Source organism: Salinivibrio sp. ES.052, assembly GCF_900141775.1.
Lineage (GTDB): Bacteria > Pseudomonadota > Gammaproteobacteria > Enterobacterales > Vibrionaceae > Salinivibrio.
In genome coordinates this window covers 1-19,773 of the sequence record NZ_FSRI01000005.1, presented here as the reverse complement: position 1 = coordinate 19,773, position 19,773 = coordinate 1, and the positions used below count along the sequence as shown (strand labels likewise).

Annotated in this window: 15 protein-coding genes, 4 tRNA genes and 3 rRNA genes; 12 read left to right on the top strand and 10 right to left on the bottom strand. The window is 50.2% G+C overall.

Features of this window, described 5'->3' with window-relative positions:
* The first annotated feature begins 79 nt into the window (after nucleotides 1–79).
* Both BUQ98_RS16505 and ruvX read left to right on the top strand, forming a co-directional pair.
* Nucleotides 80–646: a YqgE/AlgH family protein gene (locus BUQ98_RS16505; RefSeq protein WP_074214869.1), complete on the top strand. Its 567-nt coding sequence runs from the start codon at nucleotides 80–82 to the stop codon at nucleotides 644–646.
* Nucleotides 643–1,071 (top strand): Holliday junction resolvase RuvX, encoded by a 429-nt coding sequence (gene ruvX, locus BUQ98_RS16500; protein ID WP_074214868.1) that lies wholly within the window; start codon nucleotides 643–645, stop codon nucleotides 1,069–1,071. The genes BUQ98_RS16505 and ruvX overlap by 4 nt, the downstream gene beginning before the upstream one ends.
* On the opposite strand, the gene BUQ98_RS16495 is transcribed toward ruvX, so the two are convergent.
* The gene (locus BUQ98_RS16495; protein ID WP_074214867.1) at nucleotides 1,034–2,071 is read right to left on the bottom strand and encodes a type IV pilus twitching motility protein PilT; all 1,038 of its coding nucleotides are present in this window, start codon (nucleotides 2,069–2,071) and stop codon (nucleotides 1,034–1,036) included. The genes ruvX and BUQ98_RS16495 overlap by 38 nt on opposite strands.
* A 23-nt stretch (nucleotides 2,072–2,094) precedes the next feature.
* Between BUQ98_RS16495 and BUQ98_RS16490 the strand changes: the two genes are divergently transcribed.
* From BUQ98_RS16490 to BUQ98_RS16445, 10 genes are all read left to right on the top strand, one after another.
* On the top strand, nucleotides 2,095–2,796 hold the full coding sequence (locus BUQ98_RS16490; protein WP_074214866.1) for a YggS family pyridoxal phosphate-dependent enzyme: 702 nt from the start codon (nucleotides 2,095–2,097) through the stop codon (nucleotides 2,794–2,796).
* 56 nt (nucleotides 2,797–2,852) lie between these two features.
* A complete protein-coding gene (gene proC, locus BUQ98_RS16485; RefSeq protein ID WP_074214865.1) occupies nucleotides 2,853–3,671 on the top strand; it encodes a pyrroline-5-carboxylate reductase in 819 nt (272 codons plus the stop codon).
* A gap of 16 nt (nucleotides 3,672–3,687) precedes the next feature.
* Complete coding sequence (locus BUQ98_RS16480) at nucleotides 3,688–4,242, top strand: YggT family protein (RefSeq protein ID WP_074214864.1); 555 nt, start codon at nucleotides 3,688–3,690, stop codon at nucleotides 4,240–4,242.
* Nucleotides 4,243–4,412: 170 nt separating this feature from the next.
* Complete coding sequence (locus BUQ98_RS16475; RefSeq protein ID WP_254813957.1) at nucleotides 4,413–4,871, top strand: DUF4426 domain-containing protein; 459 nt, start codon at nucleotides 4,413–4,415, stop codon at nucleotides 4,869–4,871.
* A gap of 29 nt (nucleotides 4,872–4,900) precedes the next feature.
* Nucleotides 4,901–5,497: an XTP/dITP diphosphatase gene (locus BUQ98_RS16470; protein ID WP_074214863.1), complete on the top strand. Its 597-nt coding sequence runs from the start codon at nucleotides 4,901–4,903 to the stop codon at nucleotides 5,495–5,497.
* 3 nt (nucleotides 5,498–5,500) lie between these two features.
* Nucleotides 5,501–6,652 carry a radical SAM family heme chaperone HemW gene (gene hemW / locus BUQ98_RS16465; protein WP_074214862.1) on the top strand — a complete coding sequence of 384 codons (1,152 nt, stop codon included), beginning with the start codon at nucleotides 5,501–5,503 and terminating at the stop codon, nucleotides 6,650–6,652.
* A 120-nt stretch (nucleotides 6,653–6,772) separates the two neighbouring features.
* On the top strand, nucleotides 6,773–7,858 hold the full coding sequence (locus tag BUQ98_RS16460) for an AI-2E family transporter (protein ID WP_074214861.1): 1,086 nt from the start codon (nucleotides 6,773–6,775) through the stop codon (nucleotides 7,856–7,858).
* Between the two features lie 105 nt (nucleotides 7,859–7,963).
* Nucleotides 7,964–8,992: a 16S rRNA (guanine(1207)-N(2))-methyltransferase RsmC gene (gene rsmC, locus BUQ98_RS16455; protein ID WP_371515130.1), complete on the top strand. Its 1,029-nt coding sequence runs from the start codon at nucleotides 7,964–7,966 to the stop codon at nucleotides 8,990–8,992.
* Between the two features lie 215 nt (nucleotides 8,993–9,207).
* Nucleotides 9,208–10,752 (top strand): HAMP domain-containing protein, encoded by a 1,545-nt coding sequence (locus tag BUQ98_RS16450; protein ID WP_175566341.1) that lies wholly within the window; start codon nucleotides 9,208–9,210, stop codon nucleotides 10,750–10,752.
* Nucleotides 10,753–10,811: 59 nt separating this feature from the next.
* Nucleotides 10,812–11,711: a LysR substrate-binding domain-containing protein gene (locus tag BUQ98_RS16445; protein WP_074214858.1), complete on the top strand. Its 900-nt coding sequence runs from the start codon at nucleotides 10,812–10,814 to the stop codon at nucleotides 11,709–11,711.
* 252 nt (nucleotides 11,712–11,963) lie between these two features.
* On the opposite strand, the gene rrf is transcribed toward BUQ98_RS16445, so the two are convergent.
* The 9 genes from rrf to BUQ98_RS16400 all read right to left on the bottom strand — a co-directional run bounded on the left by rrf (nucleotide 11,964) and on the right by BUQ98_RS16400 (nucleotide 19,527).
* A 5S ribosomal RNA gene (rrf, locus tag BUQ98_RS16440) occupies nucleotides 11,964–12,079 on the bottom strand.
* Nucleotides 12,080–12,166: 87 nt separating this feature from the next.
* Nucleotides 12,167–15,056 (bottom strand): 23S ribosomal RNA (locus tag BUQ98_RS16435).
* Nucleotides 15,057–15,349: 293 nt separating this feature from the next.
* Nucleotides 15,350–15,425: transfer RNA gene (locus tag BUQ98_RS16430), tRNA-Val, on the bottom strand.
* A gap of 12 nt (nucleotides 15,426–15,437) precedes the next feature.
* Nucleotides 15,438–15,513, bottom strand: a tRNA-Ala gene (locus BUQ98_RS16425).
* Nucleotides 15,514–15,526: 13 nt separating this feature from the next.
* Nucleotides 15,527–15,602 (bottom strand) — tRNA-Lys (locus BUQ98_RS16420).
* A 2-nt stretch (nucleotides 15,603–15,604) separates the two neighbouring features.
* A tRNA-Glu gene (locus BUQ98_RS16415) sits at nucleotides 15,605–15,680 on the bottom strand.
* Between the two features lie 80 nt (nucleotides 15,681–15,760).
* Nucleotides 15,761–17,315 (bottom strand): 16S ribosomal RNA (locus BUQ98_RS16410).
* Together the 16S, 23S and 5S rRNA genes with 4 tRNA genes alongside form the textbook arrangement of a ribosomal RNA operon.
* Nucleotides 17,316–17,780: 465 nt before the next feature.
* Nucleotides 17,781–17,993 (bottom strand): hypothetical protein, encoded by a 213-nt coding sequence (locus BUQ98_RS16405; RefSeq protein ID WP_083605348.1) that lies wholly within the window; start codon nucleotides 17,991–17,993, stop codon nucleotides 17,781–17,783.
* Between the two features lie 70 nt (nucleotides 17,994–18,063).
* Nucleotides 18,064–19,527 (bottom strand): aminotransferase-like domain-containing protein, encoded by a 1,464-nt coding sequence (locus tag BUQ98_RS16400; protein ID WP_217693656.1) that lies wholly within the window; start codon nucleotides 19,525–19,527, stop codon nucleotides 18,064–18,066.
* Between the last annotated feature and the right edge of the window lie 246 nt (nucleotides 19,528–19,773).

Sequence of the window (19,773 nt, the reverse complement as noted above, 5' to 3'; positions counted from 1 at the left end):
CGTACCGCGCCTCTTTCATTGTCTAAATACTGATTTATCGCGCATACTCAAGGTAAGCGCGCCAACAGGAGACGGCGATATGGACCTAAAAAATCACTTTTTAATCGCAATGCCTAGCATGGCTGATAGCCGTTTTCAGCACGGAGTGATCTACGTCTGTGAACATAACCACGAAGGGGCGATGGGGCTGATGATCAATCACCCTATCAATTTGTCAGTCGGTAACATGCTCGACCAGATCGACGTCGAGCGCCAGTTGCCACTATCCAGTACCACTGAAAGCCTCACTCAGTCGGTCCTTTTCGGTGGCCCTGTCTCTGAAGATAAAGGTTTCGTGCTTCACCCTGCCAACTGCGAGTATGGCACCAGTATTCCACTATCCGATCAGCTATCCGTCACCACCTCCAAAGATATTCTGTCCATCCTTGGCACCGAACAACAGCCTGAGCAGTTTGTAGTAGCGTTAGGTTATGCTGGGTGGGATCCCGGACAACTAGAGCAAGAATTGGCGGAAAATAGTTGGTTGACACTAGAAGCCGATCCCAAAGTGATCTTTGATACGCCGGTTAGCCAACGTTGGCAAAAAGCACTCGATCAATTAGGTATTGATGCGGCCAACCTTTCTTCACAAGTAGGACATGCATGAACTCACAAACCGTTATTGGGTTTGATTACGGCGTAAAAAGTATTGGCGTCGCGGTCGGTCAATCATTGATGGGCACGGCTCGTCCTTTGTGCGCCTTAAAAGCCCGTGATGGCATTCCCAATTGGGACGAAATAGACGCAGTGCTCAAAACGTGGCAACCTGATTACCTTGTCGTAGGGTTGCCACTCGACTTAAACGGCCAACCCTTAGACACCATTACGCCAAGAGCCAAAAAGTTTGCCAACCGCTTACATGGGCGTTTCGGTTATCCGGTCGAGCTGCACGATGAACGCCTTTCAACCCGCGAAGCACGTGCTGACCTCTTTGCCCGTGGTGGTTACAAAGCATTAGGAAAGGGTGCCGTTGACGCCCAATCGGCAGTGGTGATTATTGAAAGTTGGTTTGAGCGCCAATATGCTGAGTAGAGGATTTCGGGGGAATGATCCCCTGCTCGACTAATCTCGCCATGGCTTGCTCCATCGTTTGCATCCCCTGCACGGCACCGGTTTGAATCATCGACGCCATTTGGGCCACTTTGTCTTCGCGAATAAGATTACAAATGGCAGGGGTCGCCTTCAAAATTTCGTGAGCAGCCACTCGTCGTCCCTGAATATCTTTCACTAGCTGCTGAGAAATAACACCTTGTAATGAGGCAGAGAGCATCGAACGGACTAAGGGTTTATCGCTACCAGGAAAGACGTCGATGATCCGATCGACACTTTTAGCGGCACTCGCAGTGTGTAAGGTCGCAAAGACCAAATGTCCGGTTTCTGCGGCCGTCAGGGCTAAACTGATGGTTTCTAAATCTCGCAATTCACCGACTAAAATCACATCAGGATCCTCTCGTAACGCCGAACGCAACGCGACTTGAAACGATCGAGTATCACGTTTGACCTCCCGCTGGTTCACCAAGCTTTGCTGCTGTGAATGAATAAATTCGATCGGATCCTCTATGGTCAAAATATGCTTTTGTTGATAGCGGTTAATATGATCAATCATCGCGGCAAGTGTGGTTGATTTCCCTGAACCAGTCGGTCCGGTGACCAACACCAACCCTTGTGTTAGCGTGGCTAATTCAGCAAAGACGGGGGGAGCCTTTAACATGTCCAGTGTCGGCACCTCTTCAGGGATAACTCGAAAAACAGCCGCACACCCATGTTGCTGATGAAAAGCGTTAACTCGAAAACGCCCTACTGACGCCAGCTTAAATGAGAAGTCGATTTCCCATTCAGCCTCAAACAACTGCCTTTGGGACGGGTTCATCACCTCTAGAACCAATTTCTGAACCGCCTGATGGTTAAGAGCGGGGAGACTGAGCTTGCGCACATCGCCGTCTACCCGCACCATAGGCGGCACCCCAGCAGAAAGATGTAGATCTGACGCACGATGCTTTACACTAAAGGCCAATAGCTCAGTAATTTCCATTCATTTTCCTCGCAGAATCAGGTATGTGTCATATTAAGAAGAATATTCAACAGGTCAGGGAAGAAATAGACCACGCAACCCATAAATGCGGCCGACTCGATCATTCGGTGCAATTACTCGCGGTCAGTAAGACAAAGCCCATCGAGGCGATCGCAGATGCTGTTGCAGCGGGTCAAACCGCCTTTGGGGAAAACTACGTACAAGAAGGGGTGGAGAAAGCCGATTATTTTGCCAAGCATCATCCAGAGGTACCGATTGAATGGCACTTTATTGGCCCAATTCAGTCGAATAAGACGCGGCTGATTGCTAGTCACTTTGATTGGGTGCATTCCGTCGACCGGATTAAAATCGCTAAGCGCCTCAGCGAGCAACGTCCAGCGTATTTGCCGCCGCTCAACGTTTTAGTGCAAGTTAACACCAGTGGTGAGGCCTCCAAATCCGGTATAACACTGGATGAGGCTCTCGCGCTCATCGAGGAAATACAGGCATTGCCCAACATTACCGTGCGTGGATTAATGTCGATCCCTCAACCTGAAACCGATTACCAACATCAATGTGCGGCGTTTGCACCTTTAGCGAAAGCATTTGATTCACTCAAGGCAAGCATAGAAACCATTGATACCTTATCCATGGGAATGAGTGGAGATATGACAGCCGCAATTGCTTGTGGCAGCACCATGGTACGGATAGGCACTGCAATCTTCGGCGCGCGCGATTATCGTTAATTCAACGCGTATCGTGAATAATACACAGTATGACGAGAACAACAGGAACACTTTTCATGGAACATCGCTCTCTCTCCTTTATTGGCGCTGGTAACATGGCCCGCTCAATCATTGCAGGTTTGGTTGACGCCGGTTATCCCGCCTCTGCGATTACAGCATCGTCACCCAGTGCACATCCACAAGATGCGCTGGCAACGCAATATGGGATCCAGACCACGACGGACAACCTTCGCGCTTGCCAACAGGCGGATGTGATCGTTTTAGCCGTCAAACCCCAATTAATGGCACAGGTCTTAAGCGACTTGTCAGACGTCGACTGGTCATCGAAAATGGTGATATCGATAGCAGCCGGTATCAATGTTGAGCGCCTCAACCAAATGGCTGGCACATCTCTCAACTTGGTGCGCGTGATGCCGAATACACCTTCGCTGGTGGGGAAAGGCATGAGCGGTCTTTACGCATCACAGGGCGTGACACAACGTGATCAAGACTATGCCTCGTCGTTAATGAAAGCGGTGGGTGAGGTCTGCTGGGTCGATAACGAGGCGAGTATTAATGGCGTGATTGCGGCTGCAGGCAGTGCCCCTGCCTATTTTTTCCGCTTTATGGAAGCGATGCAGCAAGAAGCCATCCGTCAAGGCTTTACCGACCAGCAAGCAAGGCAGCTGGTACAGCAAGCGGCACTGGGAGCGGCAGAGATGGTGGCAGCGAATTCAGACACCCCTCTTGGCGAACTGCGCGAGCAGGTCACCTCCAAAGGAGGAACCACTGCGGAAGCCTTGCGGGTATTCGATCAACATAAGATCAGCGATATAGTGGCACACGCCATGCAAGCGGCTGTGAGCCGTGCAGAGCAAATGGAAAAAGAATTTTAATCACTAAGGCGACGATATGAATGCAATGACCTTTCTGATCAACACCGCGTTTGATCTCTACATCATGGTGGTGTTACTCCGAGTATGGCTACAGTGGTCTCGAGCCGATTTTTATAACCCGTTCTCTCAGTTCGTGGTGAAAGCGACGCAACCGGTTGTCGGTCCACTACGCCGGATGATCCCTGCGCTTGGGGGCTTGGATCTCGCCACCGTGTTATTTGCTTACCTTCTCATGGTGGCCAAATTTGTGGTGCTTGATTTAGTCGCCGGTAACCCGTTTGCGATGAGCTCAGGGATGTTTATCTTCTCCGCTATCGCACTGCTTAAAGCTGCCGGTAAGCTCTTATTTTGGGTGCTTATCCTGCGCGCGATCCTCAGCTGGGTCAGCCAAGGGAACAACCCCGTTGAATATGTTTTCCATCAACTGACGGAGCCGGTTTGTGCCCCAGTACGCCGCATACTGCCACCTATAGGTGGGCTCGACCTGAGCATTCTGGTGATCTTTATCGCACTGCAATTTATCAATATGCTGATTGGCGATTTTGTCGGTCCCATTTGGTATGCACTATAAAGCCAGGAGCCTTCGGGGTCACTTCGGTAAGCGGCCTCGCTTTTTTGGTTTATTGTAATGGCTTAAATAAATGCCGTTGATCGCGGGTGCCTCACTGTGTACGAGGATCGTACGGAGCCCCCGTCGGTACTGATAGCGAGCAAATCTCGCGACGAGGACAAGGAAAGACGATGCGTAATACCACAGCTTTACGTCATACGATGACGTTAATGATCGGCCTAATGAGCTTGATCATGACCCCGGCTTGGGCCGGCCAGTTTAAAGAAGTTGGTGAACTCGAGGTGCACTACAACACCTTATCAACGGCATTTTTAACCCCAGAGATTGCCAAGCAATACGACATTAGCCGTAGCGGCTATCGCGGGTTGGTCAATATCGCGGTGCTCGATACAATGCAACTCGGAAAGCCCGCCGTTAGTGCCGACATTCAAGGCCAAGTGAAAAACTTAGTGGGCAACAGTCGTGATCTCGAGTTCACAGAAATCCGTGAAGGAGAGGCTATCTATTACATTGCGACTTTTGCTGCGGATGATGAAGAAACCTATCGGTTCCATATTGATCTCAATGCAGAGGGTAATCGCAGTGCCTCCTTTGACTACAATTATACATTTTACGTCGACACCCCTTAACAAGGGCAACAAACAAATAGGTAACCGTCATGAATAAAGTTGTGCTGGCAACCGGCAACGCAGGCAAAGTAAAAGAAATGGCCGGCCTGCTCGGCGAGTTTGGCTTCGAAGTGTTGCCGCAAAGTGACTTTGCCGTCAAAGACGCTGACGAAACAGGCACCACCTTTATTGAAAATGCCATTATTAAAGCACGCCATGCTGCAAAAATTACCGGGCTTCCAGCCATTGCGGATGATTCTGGCCTCGAAGTGGACGTATTAAATGGCGCACCAGGTGTTTATTCCGCGCGTTACGCCGGTGAAAAAGCCAATGATGCCGATAATATCGCCAAGCTGCTAGAGGCGATGCGCGACACAGACAGTGATGAGCGCCAAGCTCGCTTCCATTGCGTATTGGTCTATTTGCGTCATACTAATGATCCAACACCGCTGGTCTGTCACGGAGTATGGGAAGGACAAATCGCTCACGCACCGCAAGGGGAAAACGGCTTTGGTTACGATCCGGTCTTTTTACCTGCCGATCAGCAGTGTACCGCAGCAGAAATGCCCGCTTCCGAGAAAAAACAACGCTCTCACCGCGGACAAGCACTCAACGCCCTGTTCCAAGCCTTAAAAGCGTCGCAATAAGCCATGATCCCATTGAGTTTATATGTGCACATCCCTTGGTGTGTACAAAAATGTCCCTATTGCGATTTTAATTCGCATACCCAAAAGGGCGCGATCCCAGAAGAGGATTATATCGATGCGCTGCTTGACGATCTTGATACCGATCTTGCCGCCTATCCTTCAGTCATCACGCGCACACTGCACTCGATCTTTATTGGAGGCGGTACACCAAGCTTGATGTCGCCTTCACAGATAGCTCGCCTATTGGATGGCATCAAAGCACGCCTTCCCGTCAGTGAGAGCATGGAAGTGACCATGGAAGCCAACCCTGGCACCGTGGAAGCCGATAAATTTATCGGTTACCGACAAGCAGGCGTTAACCGGATTTCTATCGGGGTGCAGAGCTTTTCTGCTGATAAGCTCGAACGCCTAGGGCGTATTCATGGCCCTGGCGAGGCAGAGCGTGCGGCCCACCTTGCTCATCACGCTGGATTAAACAGTTTTAACCTCGATTTAATGCATGGTTTACCTGAGCAATCAGAGCAAGAGGCACTGGATGACTTGGAAAAAGCCATTGCACTGAAGCCACCACATATTTCTTGGTATCAGCTCACCATAGAGCCCAATACGCAGTTCTATTCCAAACCACCAACCCTGCCAGAAGAAGACACCTTGTGGGATATATTTGATCAAGGCCACCAGAAACTGACTGACGCCGGCTACGTGCAATACGAGACATCAGCCTACAGCTTACCGGGTCACCAGTGTGCTCATAACCTCAACTACTGGCGTTTCGGCGACTATTTGGGCATTGGCTGTGGGGCTCACGGCAAGTTGACGTTGCCCGATGGCGATTATTTTCGACAATTGCGAACCGTCAAGGTTAAGCATCCTCGAGGCTATCTAGATCCAGAAAAAGCATATCTCACGGACAGTCAGTGGGTAAAACATACGGATCTGGCCTTCGAGTTCTTTATGAACCGTTTTCGTTTACTGGAGCCATGCCCTAAAGCCGACTTTGTTCACCACACCGGCCTGCCGCTTACGCATCTCGTTACCCCTATCGCGCAAGCACGTCAGCAAGGTTTAATCACCGAGACAGAGAGCCATTGGCAAATCACGCCAAAAGGGAAACTATTTCTCAACGACCTGTTGGCCATTTTTTTAGCTGACTAGTGCAACAAACTGTGTGTTAAGGTGCCTATTATTTAGGCGCCTTTGCCTGCCTAGCCGTTCTGTCTACCCACGTGGCCTGTAGGACGAGACAAACACTCAACAAGCTAAAAGGATACCCCTGTGACTCCGTCATTTCGCGTCGAGCCCAAACATTGGACCTTAATCGCGGCCCTTATCATTGCCGCCTATGCCTGTTATCTACTTATAGAGCCCTACATTGGCGCCATTGTTCTCGCCTTTATCGTGTCTCTGCTCTTTTTCCCAGTGCATAAACGCATTGAAGAAAAAATTGGCCAACGCCCCAATACCGCCTCGGTACTGTCCTGTGTGTTGATTACCTTTATCATCATTATCCCGCTGACTGTGGTCGCGGGTGCGATCATTGAGCAAGGTGTGAGCTTTTTCACTCAAAGCTACGAGTGGCTTAATAATGGTGGAGCCAAACAGCTACTCAATAATCCACAGATACAATCAGCATTGCACTTTCTTAACCAGTGGCTGCCATTTGATTTGATTGATCCGCAAGAGACAATCAAAAAGCTCGCATCCTGGATGTCTTCTTTCAGTGGGCAAATGCTTGAATTCAGTTCCAAGGTGTTAGGTGATGTCACTGATTTCTTTATCACCTTTATGCTGATGTTGTTTGTGCTATTTTTCTTACTGCGCGATCACGACAACATTATTCAAACGCTTCGTCATGTGATCCCCTTGTCACGTAGCCAAGAAGATCAACTGTTAGATGAAGTCGAAAAAGTAGCCAAGTCAGCAGTACTCGGGTCATTCCTTACCGCGTTAGCACAAGGAGCCGCTGGTGGCTTAGCCATGTGGGCGGTAGGTCTACCTGCTCTGTTCTGGGGAACCATGATGGCCTTTGCGTCCTTCATTCCAGTTGTGGGCACCGCTTTAATCTGGTTACCAACAGTGCTTTACCTGGCCGTCACCGGCGAATGGCAGTGGGCGCTTGGCCTCCTGGCGTGGAGTGTCGTCGTCGTCGGCTCCATTGATAATTTACTTCGCCCCTTCCTCATGCAAGGGAACTCGGGGATGAACACTTTGCTTATCTTTTTCTCGCTACTCGGGGGGCTGCATCTCTTTGGTTTAATGGGGCTCATTTATGGCCCGATCATCTTTTCCATTACGTTGGTATTATTTCGGATGTACGAATTAGAATTCGAACATTTTCTTGATCGACAAGATAACGCTTAGGCGGTTTGATATTGGCCTGGTGCGCACTTTGTGGGAAAATCCCTGCCTTGGCGCGCCATGCCTTCTAAACGCGGCCTATAAGCACTTATAATTGGAAAGAGAACCATCATGACCCTCACGGCTCCCAGCGAGATTGCTCAGCGTCACCTCACGCTGTTTGAAAACAAACATATTCTATTAGCCGGTGAGCTAGAAGATGACTTTGCGCAGCAATTGCTTTCACATGCCGCGCGGGTGTCGGTATTTTCCACTCATCACGGCTATGCCTCACGGATGAAAAATACCGGTGTTGAGGTACATGAAGGGGCAGAATATGGCGGTGAGACCCCAGTCGATTTGGTGCTTTTCTACTGGCCTAAATCGAAAGCGGAAGCCGATTTTCTTCTCGCGATGCTCACTCATCGTCTCGGTGCCAACGTCGATTGGATCGTGGTGGGTGAAAACCGCAGCGGTGTCAAAAGCATCGAAAAACGTTTTGCCCCGTATGGCCAAGTCACCAAGCAAGACTCAGCTCGCCGGTGTAGTCTGTATTACGGCGAGTGCACCTCCCCAGCGCCTCACTTTGAGTTAGCGGCATGGTTTAATGATTATCCCTTGCAAGTCGGTGAGGTGGCCCTTACTATCCGAGCGCTCCCCGGTGTATTTAGCCACAAAACTCTTGATGATGGCACGGCCTTGTTACTGAAGAACCTGCCCGACATACAAGGCGATGTGATGGATATCGGTTGTGGCGCAGGAGTGATTGGCACCGCACTGCTGGCGAGCAACACCAAGCTCGCTCTCACCTTTATCGACGTTAACCACTTAGCTGTTGCCTCTACACAAGCGACCCTCGAGGCCAATGGACTCACCGGCTCCGTGTTTATATCGGACATGCTAAGTGCCGTGAGTGGACAGCAGTTTGACACCATTATCAGCAACCCGCCTTTTCATGAAGGGTTAGACACCTATTACCGCGCCACCGAGTCGTTACTGGAAAGCGCCCCTCGCTACCTACGTCGCCACGGCCAAATAGTGATCGTCGCTAATAGCTTCTTACGTTATCCACCGATTATTGAAAAAGGGTTCGGTCAGTGCGATACCCTCGCGAAAACCCGTCGATTCGCGGTTTATCAAGCGCAAAAATCACGCTAGTTGCTGACAACACCATCAATCAATGCACTAACACAGATTTAAGGCTTGATACCTGACAGCAGGTCACAGTTTTGGCTCATCGGACGTGTTAGCGTCTATCCACTCGCGGCTGCCTTTGGGCAGCCGTTTGCGATTCAAGCCCGCGTGATCTAGGGAGAGGTACTCACAGCGTGCAAATGGACACGGGTTACTCAAAACGTCTTCAGCGACGCTTTATGTGGTGGTTTTTCAGCCTTAGCATTATTCCAGTGGTGCTTCTGACAGGGTATTTTACCTGGAGTCAGTCGCAACTGTTGATCAATCACGCTCATCAACAGCTAAAAAATGAGCGCGATCGTTACTATGTCACCATCACATCATATTTTGATGACCAAGTCCGTGCCGTGAGTGATCTCGCCGCCTCCGATTTGGCGATAAGCAGTGGTGGGCGTTTTTATGGCTTTCCCAACGCCTTTCAGCAATTAGGCGACGATAATATCCAGGCACAGCGTCAACTAACACAGTTACGCCAACAGGCTTTACATCAGACAACCGATGCAAATTCGAAAAAATATCAACGCCTCTACCGCCGATTTAATCACCAATACCAATCCTGGTTAGCAAGGCATACCTTCCGTAATGTAGCGATGTTCGATTTAAGCGAGAACCTTGTTTACGCGGCCAAATTTGACGCGCTCACCGACAACAGTCCAGCGCTCAAAAATGCTGTTAGCCACTTACTCGCTTTACCCGACTCGCAGCGTCCGCCATGGATACGCACGCCATTTTCAGCTCGAGGCTCTCAAACAATGCAAGCCTGGTATCTTGCTCCCGTGATAAAAAGCGGCCAAATTCAAAGTATACTGGCAATTAGCACCACCACCTCGAGTTTGTCTGCGACGCTAAGGCAGCGTCAGCGGCCTGACACCGGCCTGTGGCTCGTTAATCGATCACACCAATCCTTGCTTAGCAGCTGGGTGCCCCACACAAATCAGGCAACACTCTCGGTATCTCCACCAAAAGATGCGATTCATCACGCCTTGAACGGTAAAAAAGGGGTGTTATCCCCCGGTCAGCATGCACTGATTCCGCAGCTGACCGCCTATCGTGCCGTTAACATCGCCAAAACACCTTGGGCGCTTATTACCTGTCAGCCCCAAAAAACCGCTTACCAACCGCTTTACCGTCTATACACGACCAGTGTGACATTGGTTATCGCACTCTTTATTCTATGTCTATTGGTTGGGCACTGGCTCTCCCAGCGTCTTGCTCTCCCTATTTTGCAGCTAACTTGGTGCGCCGAACAATTTGCAGCAGGTGAGCTCGACTACCCAGTGACGCATCGGCAACGCCAAGATGAAATCGGACGGCTTGCCACTGCCCTCTCGCACTTACAGCAACGCTTAAAAGCGACGTGCTTTTCAACATCATCTCCTTCACCCAGTGAGCACACGCCTGTGATGCACTCAGACAGCTTACATCACAGCTTAGTGATCGCGATGAACCTCGCGTTAGATGCGTGGGACGGAGATAAAGTCGGTTTAGCGGAGCAAAGCGGTTTATGGCGAGTCTATTCCGACAAAGGTAGCCTGCAAACAAGAACCTTGGATAAATACCTACACCTAGAAACCGTCCCTAAAACCCCCCGCTGGCGAAATGTGGTGCGCAGTCTCGACTTTGTTATCCAGCATACCGAGAAGCTATCGCCATACTATCAGCCATTAAAACAGGCACAGCAGGAGATCCAATATTGGATCACACAGGACAAAGGGCAGCGTTAACGTTGTCATTGTAAACAGGCAGACTTATAGTGGCTAAAACCCTCAATCGCTAGGTCTTGATGGCACTTTCTCTCCCCCAACTGCGGGTATTTTTAAGCATTGTGCAAGAAGGTACGATCACCGCCGCTGCAAAGAAACTTTTTCTGAGTAAACCGGCGGTCAGTATGGCGCTCGCCGAGTTAGAAAGTCAGTTAGGCTATCCGTTATTCGACCGACGAGGCAACCGACTTCACCTTAATGACCAAGGAGTCGCCCTTATCCCTAAAGCGGATGAACTACTGACTCGTAGCGATGAGATTAGCGTCGCATTAAAAGACGACAGTCAACTGATTGGTTGCCTACGGTTGGGGGGAAGCGATACGGTGGGAAACCAGCTTTTGCCGGCACTGATCAGCGATTTTCGTCATGCGACCTCGCATCAACAGCAAACATTGGTGATTGCAAACAGCCAAGAAATCATCACTCGTCTTCAACATTTCGAGCTGGATATTGGTCTTATCGAAGGTGAGATATTACACCCAGATTTACTCCAAACACCGTGGTTAAGCGATCAGATGGCGGTGGTTTGTCACCCTAATCACCCCCTTGTTGGTCAAGCTCCGTTAAGTGTGGGGGATCTCGACAATCAAACCTGGCTGATCCGCGAATCTGGCTCCGGCACACGTGAGCACTTTCTCTCACGCCTTGCACCTCGCTTCGAGCGATGGCATCTTTCTTTCGAGCTCAACACCACGGAAGCGATTTTAAATGCTGTGAGTGCAGGATTAGGCTTAGCATATCTATCTAAACTCTCCGCTCAGCACGCCATTGCAGACGGTCGAGTCGTTGCCCTCGAACTCCCCTTGCTATTATCTCGGCGCTATTGGCTCGTGCGCCACAAAGATAAATACCAGTCAGGTTTACTCACCCGCTTCTGGGATTTCTGCCTACAATGGCAACCCCAACCCCACTCTTCTTAACCAGAAATCACAAAAAGACAGACACAAAAAAGCCCCGACCGTGAGGTCAGGGCTTGGTGTTTCTGCTAATTAAAGTCTTACACTTAGCTGCTTTAACTAGGTTATCTTATTTGATGCGATGAGGATGTTGAGTCGAGACGCGCAGTGTATGCCAATACATGAGCATCGCAGATATCAACACTATCAAGCTATCAATAAGATGAGCCGTTTTTGCCTTCAGATTTTTCCAAAAATCTGAAAACAAGAAAGCAAGCCTGGCGATGTCCTACTCTCACATGGGGAGACCCCACACTACCATCGGCGCTGCTTCGTTTCACTACTGAGTTCGGCATGGAGTCAGGTGGGTCCAAAGCGCTATGGTCGCCAAGCAAATTCGGTAATCTAGAAAGCTGTTCGTTCTCGCCACAATCAACTGGCTTTATTTCGAGTCCAACCCAAAACCTCTTGGGTGTTGTATGGTTAAGCCGCACGGGCAATTAGTACAGGTTAGCTCAACGCCTCACAGCGCTTACACACCCTGCCTATCAACGTCGTAGTCTACGACAACCCTTTAGAGAGCTCGAAGCTCTAGGGATGACTCATCTCGGGGCCAGCTTCGCGCTTAGATGCTTTCAGCGCTTATCTGTGCCGAACTTAGCTACCGGGCAATGCGTCTGGCGACACAACCCGAACACCAGCGGTTCGTCCACTCCGGTCCTCTCGTACTAGGAGCAGCTCCCCTCAATCATCCAACGCCCACGGCAGATAGGGACCGAACTGTCTCACGACGTTCTAAACCCAGCTCGCGTACCACTTTAAATGGCGAACAGCCATACCCTTGGGACCGACTTCAGCCCCAGGATGTGATGAGCCGACATCGAGGTGCCAAACACCGCCGTCGATATGAACTCTTGGGCGGTATCAGCCTGTTATCCCCGGAGTACCTTTTATCCGTTGAGCGATGGCCCTTCCATTCAGAACCACCGGATCACTATGACCTACTTTCGTACCTGCTCGAGCCGTCACTCTCGCAGTTAAGCGGGCTTATGCCATTGCACTAACCTCACGATGTCCGACCGTGATTAGCCCACCTTCGTGCTCCTCCGTTACTCTTTGGGAGGAGACCGCCCCAGTCAAACTACCCACCAGGCACTGTCCTCACCCCCGATAAGGGGGCTAAGTTAGAACATCAAACATACAAGGGTGGTATTTCAAGGTTGGCTCCGCGACAACTGGCGTCGCCGTTTCAAAGCCTCCCACCTATCCTACACATGTAGGCTCAATGTTCAGTGCCAAGCTGTAGTAAAGGTTCACGGGGTCTTTCCGTCTAGCCGCGGGTACACAGCATCTTCACTGCGATTTCAATTTCACTGAGTCTCGGGTGGAGACAGCGTGGCCATCATTACGCCATTCGTGCAGGTCGGAACTTACCCGACAAGGAATTTCGCTACCTTAGGACCGTTATAGTTACGGCCGCCGTTTACCGGGGCTTCGATCAATGGCTTCTCTTGCGATAACCACATCAATTAACCTTCCGGCACCGGGCAGGCGTCACACCGTATACGTCATCTTTCGATTTTGCACAGTGCTGTGTTTTTAATAAACAGTTGCAGCCACCTGGTATCTGCGACTGCCCATAGCTCCATCCGCAAGGGACTTCACCGTGGGCAGCGTACCTTCTCCCGAAGTTACGGTACCATTTTGCCTAGTTCCTTCACCCGAGTTCTCTCAAGCGCCTTGGTATTCTCTACCCGACCACCTGTGTCGGTTTGGAGTACGGTTCCTACTTACCTGAAGCTTAGAGGCTTTTCCCGGAAGCATGGCATCAATGACTTCACCACCTTGGTGGCTCGACATCGGGTCTCGACCGTGTGTAATCCCGGATTTGCCTAAGATTACAGCCTACACCCTTGAACCTGGACTACCATCGCCAGGCCCACCTAGCCTTCTCCGTCCCCCCATCGCAGTAAGTAGCAGTACGGGAATATTAACCCGTTTCCCATCGACTACGCCTTTCGGCCTCGCCTTAGGGGCCGACTTACCCTGCCCCGATTAACGTTGGACAGGAACCCTTGGTCTTCCGGCGTGGAGGTTTTTCACCCCCATTATCGTTACTCATGTCAGCATTCGCACTTGTGATACCTCCAGCATGCCTCTCAGCACACCTTCAACGGCTTACACAACGCTCCCCTACCCAATACGATAAATCGCATTGCCGCAGCTTCGGTGTATCGCTTAGCCCCGTTACATCTTCCGCGCAGGCCGACTCGACCAGTGAGCTATTACGCTTTCTTTAAATGATGGCTGCTTCTAAGCCAACATCCTGGCTGTCTGAGCCTTCCCACATCGTTTCCCACTTAGCGATAACTTTGGGACCTTAGCTGGCGGTCTGGGTTGTTTCCCTCTCCACGACGGACGTTAGCACCCGCCGTGTGTCTCCCGGATAGCACTTACTGGTATTCGGAGTTTGCAAAGGGTTGGTAAGTCGGGATGACCCCCTAGCCTTAACAGTGCTCTACCCCCAGTAGTGTTCGTCCGAGGCGCTACCTAAATAGCTTTCGGGGAGAACCAGCTATCTCCGAGTTTGATTGGCCTTTCACCCCTAGCCACAGGTCATCTCCTAACTTTTCAACGTTAGTGAGTTCGGTCCTCCAGTTGATGTTACTCAACCTTCAACCTGCCCATGGCTAGATCACTCGGTTTCGGGTCTAATGCAAGCAACTGTGCGCCCAGTTAAGACTCGGTTTCCCTACGGCTCCCCTATGCGGTTAACCTTGCTACTTACATTAAGTCGCTGACCCATTATACAAAAGGTACGCGGTCACCCCACGAAGGAGGCTCCCACTGCTTGTACGTAGACGGTTTCAGGTTCTATTTCACTCCCCTCACAGGGGTTCTTTTCGCCTTTCCCTCACGGTACTGGTTCACTATCGGTCAGTCAGGAGTATTTAGCCTTGGAGGATGGTCCCCCCATGTTCAGACAAGATATCACGTGTCCCGTCCTACTCGTTTTCACAGATATGGCGCCGTCGGTTACGGGGCTATCACCCTTTGTTGCCAGGTTTTCCAACCTGTTCACCTAACGCCAAGTCTGCTTAAGGGCTGCTCCGGGGTCGCTCGCCGCTACTGCCGGAATCTCAATTGATTTCTTTTCCTTCGGGTACTTAGATGTTTCAGTTCCCCGAGTTCGCCTCTTAGCGCTATGTATTCACGCTAAGATACCTGCTTATGCAGGTGGGTTTCCCCATTCGGACATCCCAGATTCAAATGGCTTTTACTGCCTTATCTGGGCTTTTCGCAAGTTAATACGTCCTTCATCGCCTCTGACTGCCAAGGCATCCACCGTCTACGCTTAGTCACTTAACCATACAACCCCAAAAGGTCTTGCTTATTTACTTTCACTTTTAAAAAGTGAAAACAAACGGTTTAAACAACTAAGGTTTTGTTTTTGCCGGACTCAAAATAGAGACTTTGCTTATCAAATAAGACAAAGCCCAAGCACACTTGATTGTGTGAGTGACATTACATGTCACTGATTGAGAACTTTACTGTCATTCTTAAAGAATGACTTTGTCAGCTTTCCAGATTGTTAAAGAGCATGTCGTTTATTGCTAAATAAACCACGTTCTAAAGATTCTCAAACAAAAACCTTTAAAGCGTGGTGGGCGATACCGGGCTCGAACCAGTGACCCCCTCCTTGTAAGGGAGGTGCTCTCCCAACTGAGCTAATCGCCCATCTTTCAGACTTGGTGGAGCTAGGCGGGATCGAACCGCCGACCTCTTGCATGCCATGCAAGCGCTCTCCCAGCTGAGCTATAGCCCCGTGCCTGAGAAAATGGTGGGTTGTACAGGATTCGAACCTGTGACCAATTGATTAAAAGTCAACTGCTCTACCAACTGAGCTAACAACCCATTGGCGTCCCATAGGGGAGTCGAACCCCTGTTACCGCCGTGAAAGGGCGGTGTCCTAGGCCTCTAGACGAATGGGACACGCTGATATGTTTGGGAACATATCCTCTTATAACTTCAACCTATACAATCTGTGTGAACACTCGCAAGAATAGCGTCAGTAAGGAGGTGATCCAGCCCCAGGTTCCCCTAGGGCTACCTTGTTACGACTTCACCCCAGTCATGAACCACACCGTGGTAAACGCCCTCCCGAAGGTTAAGCTATCTACTTCTGGTGCAGCCCACTCCCATGGTGTGACGGGCGGTGTGTACAAGGCCCGGGAACGTATTCACCGTGGCATTCTGATCCACGATTACTAGCGATTCCGACTTCATGGAGTCGAGTTGCAGACTCCAATCCGGACTACGACAAACTTTAAGGGATTCGCTTAACATCGCTGTCTCGCTGCCCTCTGTATCTGCCATTGTAGCACGTGTGTAGCCCTACTCGTAAGGGCCATGATGACTTGACGTCGTCCCCACCTTCCTCCGGTTTATCACCGGCAGTCTCCCTGGAGTTCCCACCATTACGTGCTGGCAAACAAGGATAAGGGTTGCGCTCGTTGCGGGACTTAACCCAACATTTCACAACACGAGCTGACGACAGCCATGCAGCACCTGTCTCAGTGTTCCCGAAGGCACCAATCCATCTCTGGAAAGTTCACTGGATGTCAAGAGTAGGTAAGGTTCTTCGCGTTGCATCGAATTAAACCACATGCTCCACCGCTTGTGCGGGCCCCCGTCAATTCATTTGAGTTTTAACCTTGCGGCCGTACTCCCCAGGCGGTCTACTTAATGCGTTAGCGCCGAAAGCCAAAGTCTAAAACCTCAACCTCCAAGTAGACATCGTTTACAGCGTGGACTACCAGGGTATCTAATCCTGTTTGCTACCCACGCTTTCGCATCTGAGCGTCAGTCTTTGTCCAGGGGGCCGCCTTCGCCACTGGTATTCCTTCAGATCTCTACGCATTTCACCGCTACACCTGAAATTCTACCCCCCTCTACAAGACTCTAGCCTGCCAGTTTCAAATGCGGTTCCGAGGTTGAGCCCCGGGCTTTCACATCTGACTTAACAAACCGCCTGCATGCGCTTTACGCCCAGTAATTCCGATTAACGCTTGCACCCTCCGTATTACCGCGGCTGCTGGCACGGAGTTAGCCGGTGCTTCTTCTGCAGCTAACGTCAAGCAATGCACGTATTAAGTACATTACCTTCCTCACTGCTGAAAGTGCTTTACAACCCGAAGGCCTTCTTCACACACGCGGCATGGCTGCATCAGGGTCTCCCCCATTGTGCAATATTCCCCACTGCTGCCTCCCGTAGGAGTCTGGGCCGTGTCTCAGTCCCAGTGTGGCTGATCATCCTCTCAAACCAGCTAAGGATCGTCGCCTTGGTAAGCCTTTACCTTACCAACTAGCTAATCCTAACTGGGCCCATCCCAACGCGATAGCTTACATGTAGTGGCCACCTTTGGTCCGTAGACATTATGCGGTATTAGCCGTCGTTTCCAACGGTTATCCCCCTCGTCAGGGCAGGTTCCCAGCCGTTACTCACCCGTCCGCCGCTCGACGTCCAGTAAATCCACCGAAGCTTCAATACTGCCGTTTCCGCTCGACTTGCATGTGTTAGGCCTGCCGCCAGCGTTCAATCTGAGCCATGATCAAACTCTTCAATTTAAGTTCTTTTGTTCGCTTTCCCATAAGGAAAGACAAACGGCTCGATAAATACTGTTTTGTTCGTCTCCTAAGAGACAAACGAATTGACTGTGCTCCTGTTGGCATCCACTTTTAAAAAAGTGAAATCAAAACAGCTCAAGGCTGCACCAACATGAATTGGTCACTCAGTTCATCGAATAAATCTTTTTGTCTATTCTCAACGAGTGCCCACACAGATTGCATAGGTCAAATTGTTAAAGAGCGTGTCGATTTCGTGGTCGGCATTTCGTGACTTGCGTCTCACTTGCCCCGTCGACAGGAAGCGCAGTATAGAGATCTCAGTTTTTACCGCAACCCCTAAATATAAAAAAAATGCGCCTTGCTACTCGTTTGTTCACAAAACAAACAAAAGTAGACAAAAGGCGCTTTTTCTAGTCGGCGGGCACGTAAGCTGGCTAACCCTCACGCTCCCTTATGCTCAAACAATTAGTGCGATTGTCGTCTTTCTTCCTCACGCTCTTTCGCTCGGCAATAACGCACAGAGCCCCACGCCATCAGCAATAGAACAAAAGGGATCGCACCAGCTGTCCATTGTGCCCATGTATAGTAGGCAAGTGTCTCTATGATGATGACATGGCCAAGGATCAATAAAGCCGCGCAGATTATCGCGACAACCATCATACTCAGTTCTGATTTCATCCTTTCCCCCTCAATATGTGTGCTTATTGAGTTTATCCACTGAGAGGTCTAGAGGATTAGTACAGAACGCTCAATATTCAGCTGTGACAGTTGGGTGCGTAGATAAAGCTGAGAGCGAAGTCGCAATCTGCGTTAGGCCGTCAAGGGCCTCATTATGACTGGCCGTCTCTATTCTCTCTCTTCCATCAATCGAAACATTGAGACGAAAGCAGTGATTGAAACGGTCATCGGTCGCAAATAATGCTCCCGGTGCTATCGTCACTCCAAAGGGTTGTAACGCCTGAAAAAGCTTTCGTGTATCAATTTGGCTATCTAAGGTCACCCACAGAAAATATCCGCCTTTGGGCTCACTGATCATCGTTGATGACGGTAGGATCGATTTTAATTCAGCACGAATCGCCCTCAAGCGCACAAAGAGCGTTTTGCGTAATCGGCGTAAATGCGCATCGTAACCGCCTTGCTTGAGATAATCGGCAATAGCAAGTTGGTTCGGGGCTCCAACCGCAAGGCTTGAGACATACTGACGTTTTTCAATTTGCATCGCATAACATCCCGCTGCAATCCACCCGACACGGAACCCTGGCGCCAGTTGTTTAGAAAAAGATCCACAATGTAGAACCCCACCTTGCGTGTCGTACGCCTTTAAAGGCATTGGACGTGAGGACGAGAAAAAGAGCTCGCCATACACATCATCTTCAATCAAAGGAACCTGGTAAGCAGCCAATAAGCTGACCACTCGCGGTCTATCTGCATCAGGAATAGACGCCCCGGTTGGATTATGAAAATTACTCATGAGCCAACAAGCCGTAACATGGTGTGAGGCAAGAGCGCTTTCAAGCTCATTGATATCAACACCCGTCTCTGAGTCAACAGAAACAGTGATCGGCTCAAGTTGCAACCTTTCAAGTGTTTGTAGCACGCCATAGAATGCAGGCGCTTCAATGATCACCTTGTCCCCTGGCTGAGTCAGTGCCGCTAACGAGAGGCTTAATGCCTCTATCGCACCATTGGTTATAATAATTTCATCAATACTGACTCTAATGCCTTGGCGAAGGTAGCGCTGAGCGATTAGACGACGTAACCCCATATCGCCTGGTGGCAGTATTGTAAAGTGATCCGGGTGTGACGATTGTCGTAACACTCGGGCCATCGCGCGACCAAGCGCTTGCATCGGAAACAATTGCGGATCGGGAAAAGCAGATCCAAATGGATAACGTGCCCCTTTATGGCTCGCACTGATCACATCAAAGACATCCTGATGCGTATTCAGCCATTGAGAATCAGCTTGTGGCCTCGCCAACGAATCAACCATGACCTGGTTATAATGAGGGCGAACAAAAAAGCCAGAGCGAGGGCGCGCTTCGACCCAGCCATCCGCTTCGAGTTGTTCATAAGCACGCATCACCGTCATTGGGCTCACATGCTGGAGCCGGCTCATTTCTCTCACTGATGGGATCCGATCGCCGACTTGCCAAACGCGCTGCTGGATTTGTGCCTCTATCCAGCTTGCAATGTCTTGGTAACGCACTTGCACGCTGCTACTCCCTATTTTTCCCCAGAGGGTGATCATACATTGGCAGATAAGGATTGGAGGGAGGGAATGTGGCGGATTGTGACTTGATCAGCGCTTATCGATTCTAATGTCCCGTCCTAATATAGGTTGACAGTTTTTAGGCCAGCTCCAGTAGCTGGCCTTTTTTATTATGCACCTGATTGGGGGTTGCCATACTTAAACTTAGGTGCGGTCTCATTTCGTTGTATATCGCTATCGATTCTTTTA

Coding starts and splice junctions, on each gene's coding strand:
- BUQ98_RS16475 (WP_254813957.1), top strand. CDS start 4,413: ATGCGTAATACCACAGCTTTACGTCATACGATGACGTTAATGATCGGC.
- BUQ98_RS16445 (WP_074214858.1), top strand. CDS start 10,812: ATGGCACTTTCTCTCCCCCAACTGCGGGTATTTTTAAGCATTGTGCAA.
- BUQ98_RS16490 (WP_074214866.1), top strand. CDS start 2,095: ATGTGTCATATTAAGAAGAATATTCAACAGGTCAGGGAAGAAATAGAC.
- BUQ98_RS16450 (WP_175566341.1), top strand. CDS start 9,208: ATGTGGTGGTTTTTCAGCCTTAGCATTATTCCAGTGGTGCTTCTGACA.
- proC (WP_074214865.1), top strand. CDS start 2,853: ATGGAACATCGCTCTCTCTCCTTTATTGGCGCTGGTAACATGGCCCGC.
- BUQ98_RS16495 (WP_074214867.1), bottom strand. CDS start 2,071: ATGGAAATTACTGAGCTATTGGCCTTTAGTGTAAAGCATCGTGCGTCA.
- BUQ98_RS16470 (WP_074214863.1), top strand. CDS start 4,901: ATGAATAAAGTTGTGCTGGCAACCGGCAACGCAGGCAAAGTAAAAGAA.
- ruvX (WP_074214868.1), top strand. CDS start 643: ATGAACTCACAAACCGTTATTGGGTTTGATTACGGCGTAAAAAGTATT.
- hemW (WP_074214862.1), top strand. CDS start 5,501: ATGATCCCATTGAGTTTATATGTGCACATCCCTTGGTGTGTACAAAAA.
- BUQ98_RS16405 (WP_083605348.1), bottom strand. CDS start 17,993: ATGAAATCAGAACTGAGTATGATGGTTGTCGCGATAATCTGCGCGGCT.
- BUQ98_RS16505 (WP_074214869.1), top strand. CDS start 80: ATGGACCTAAAAAATCACTTTTTAATCGCAATGCCTAGCATGGCTGAT.
- BUQ98_RS16480 (WP_074214864.1), top strand. CDS start 3,688: ATGAATGCAATGACCTTTCTGATCAACACCGCGTTTGATCTCTACATC.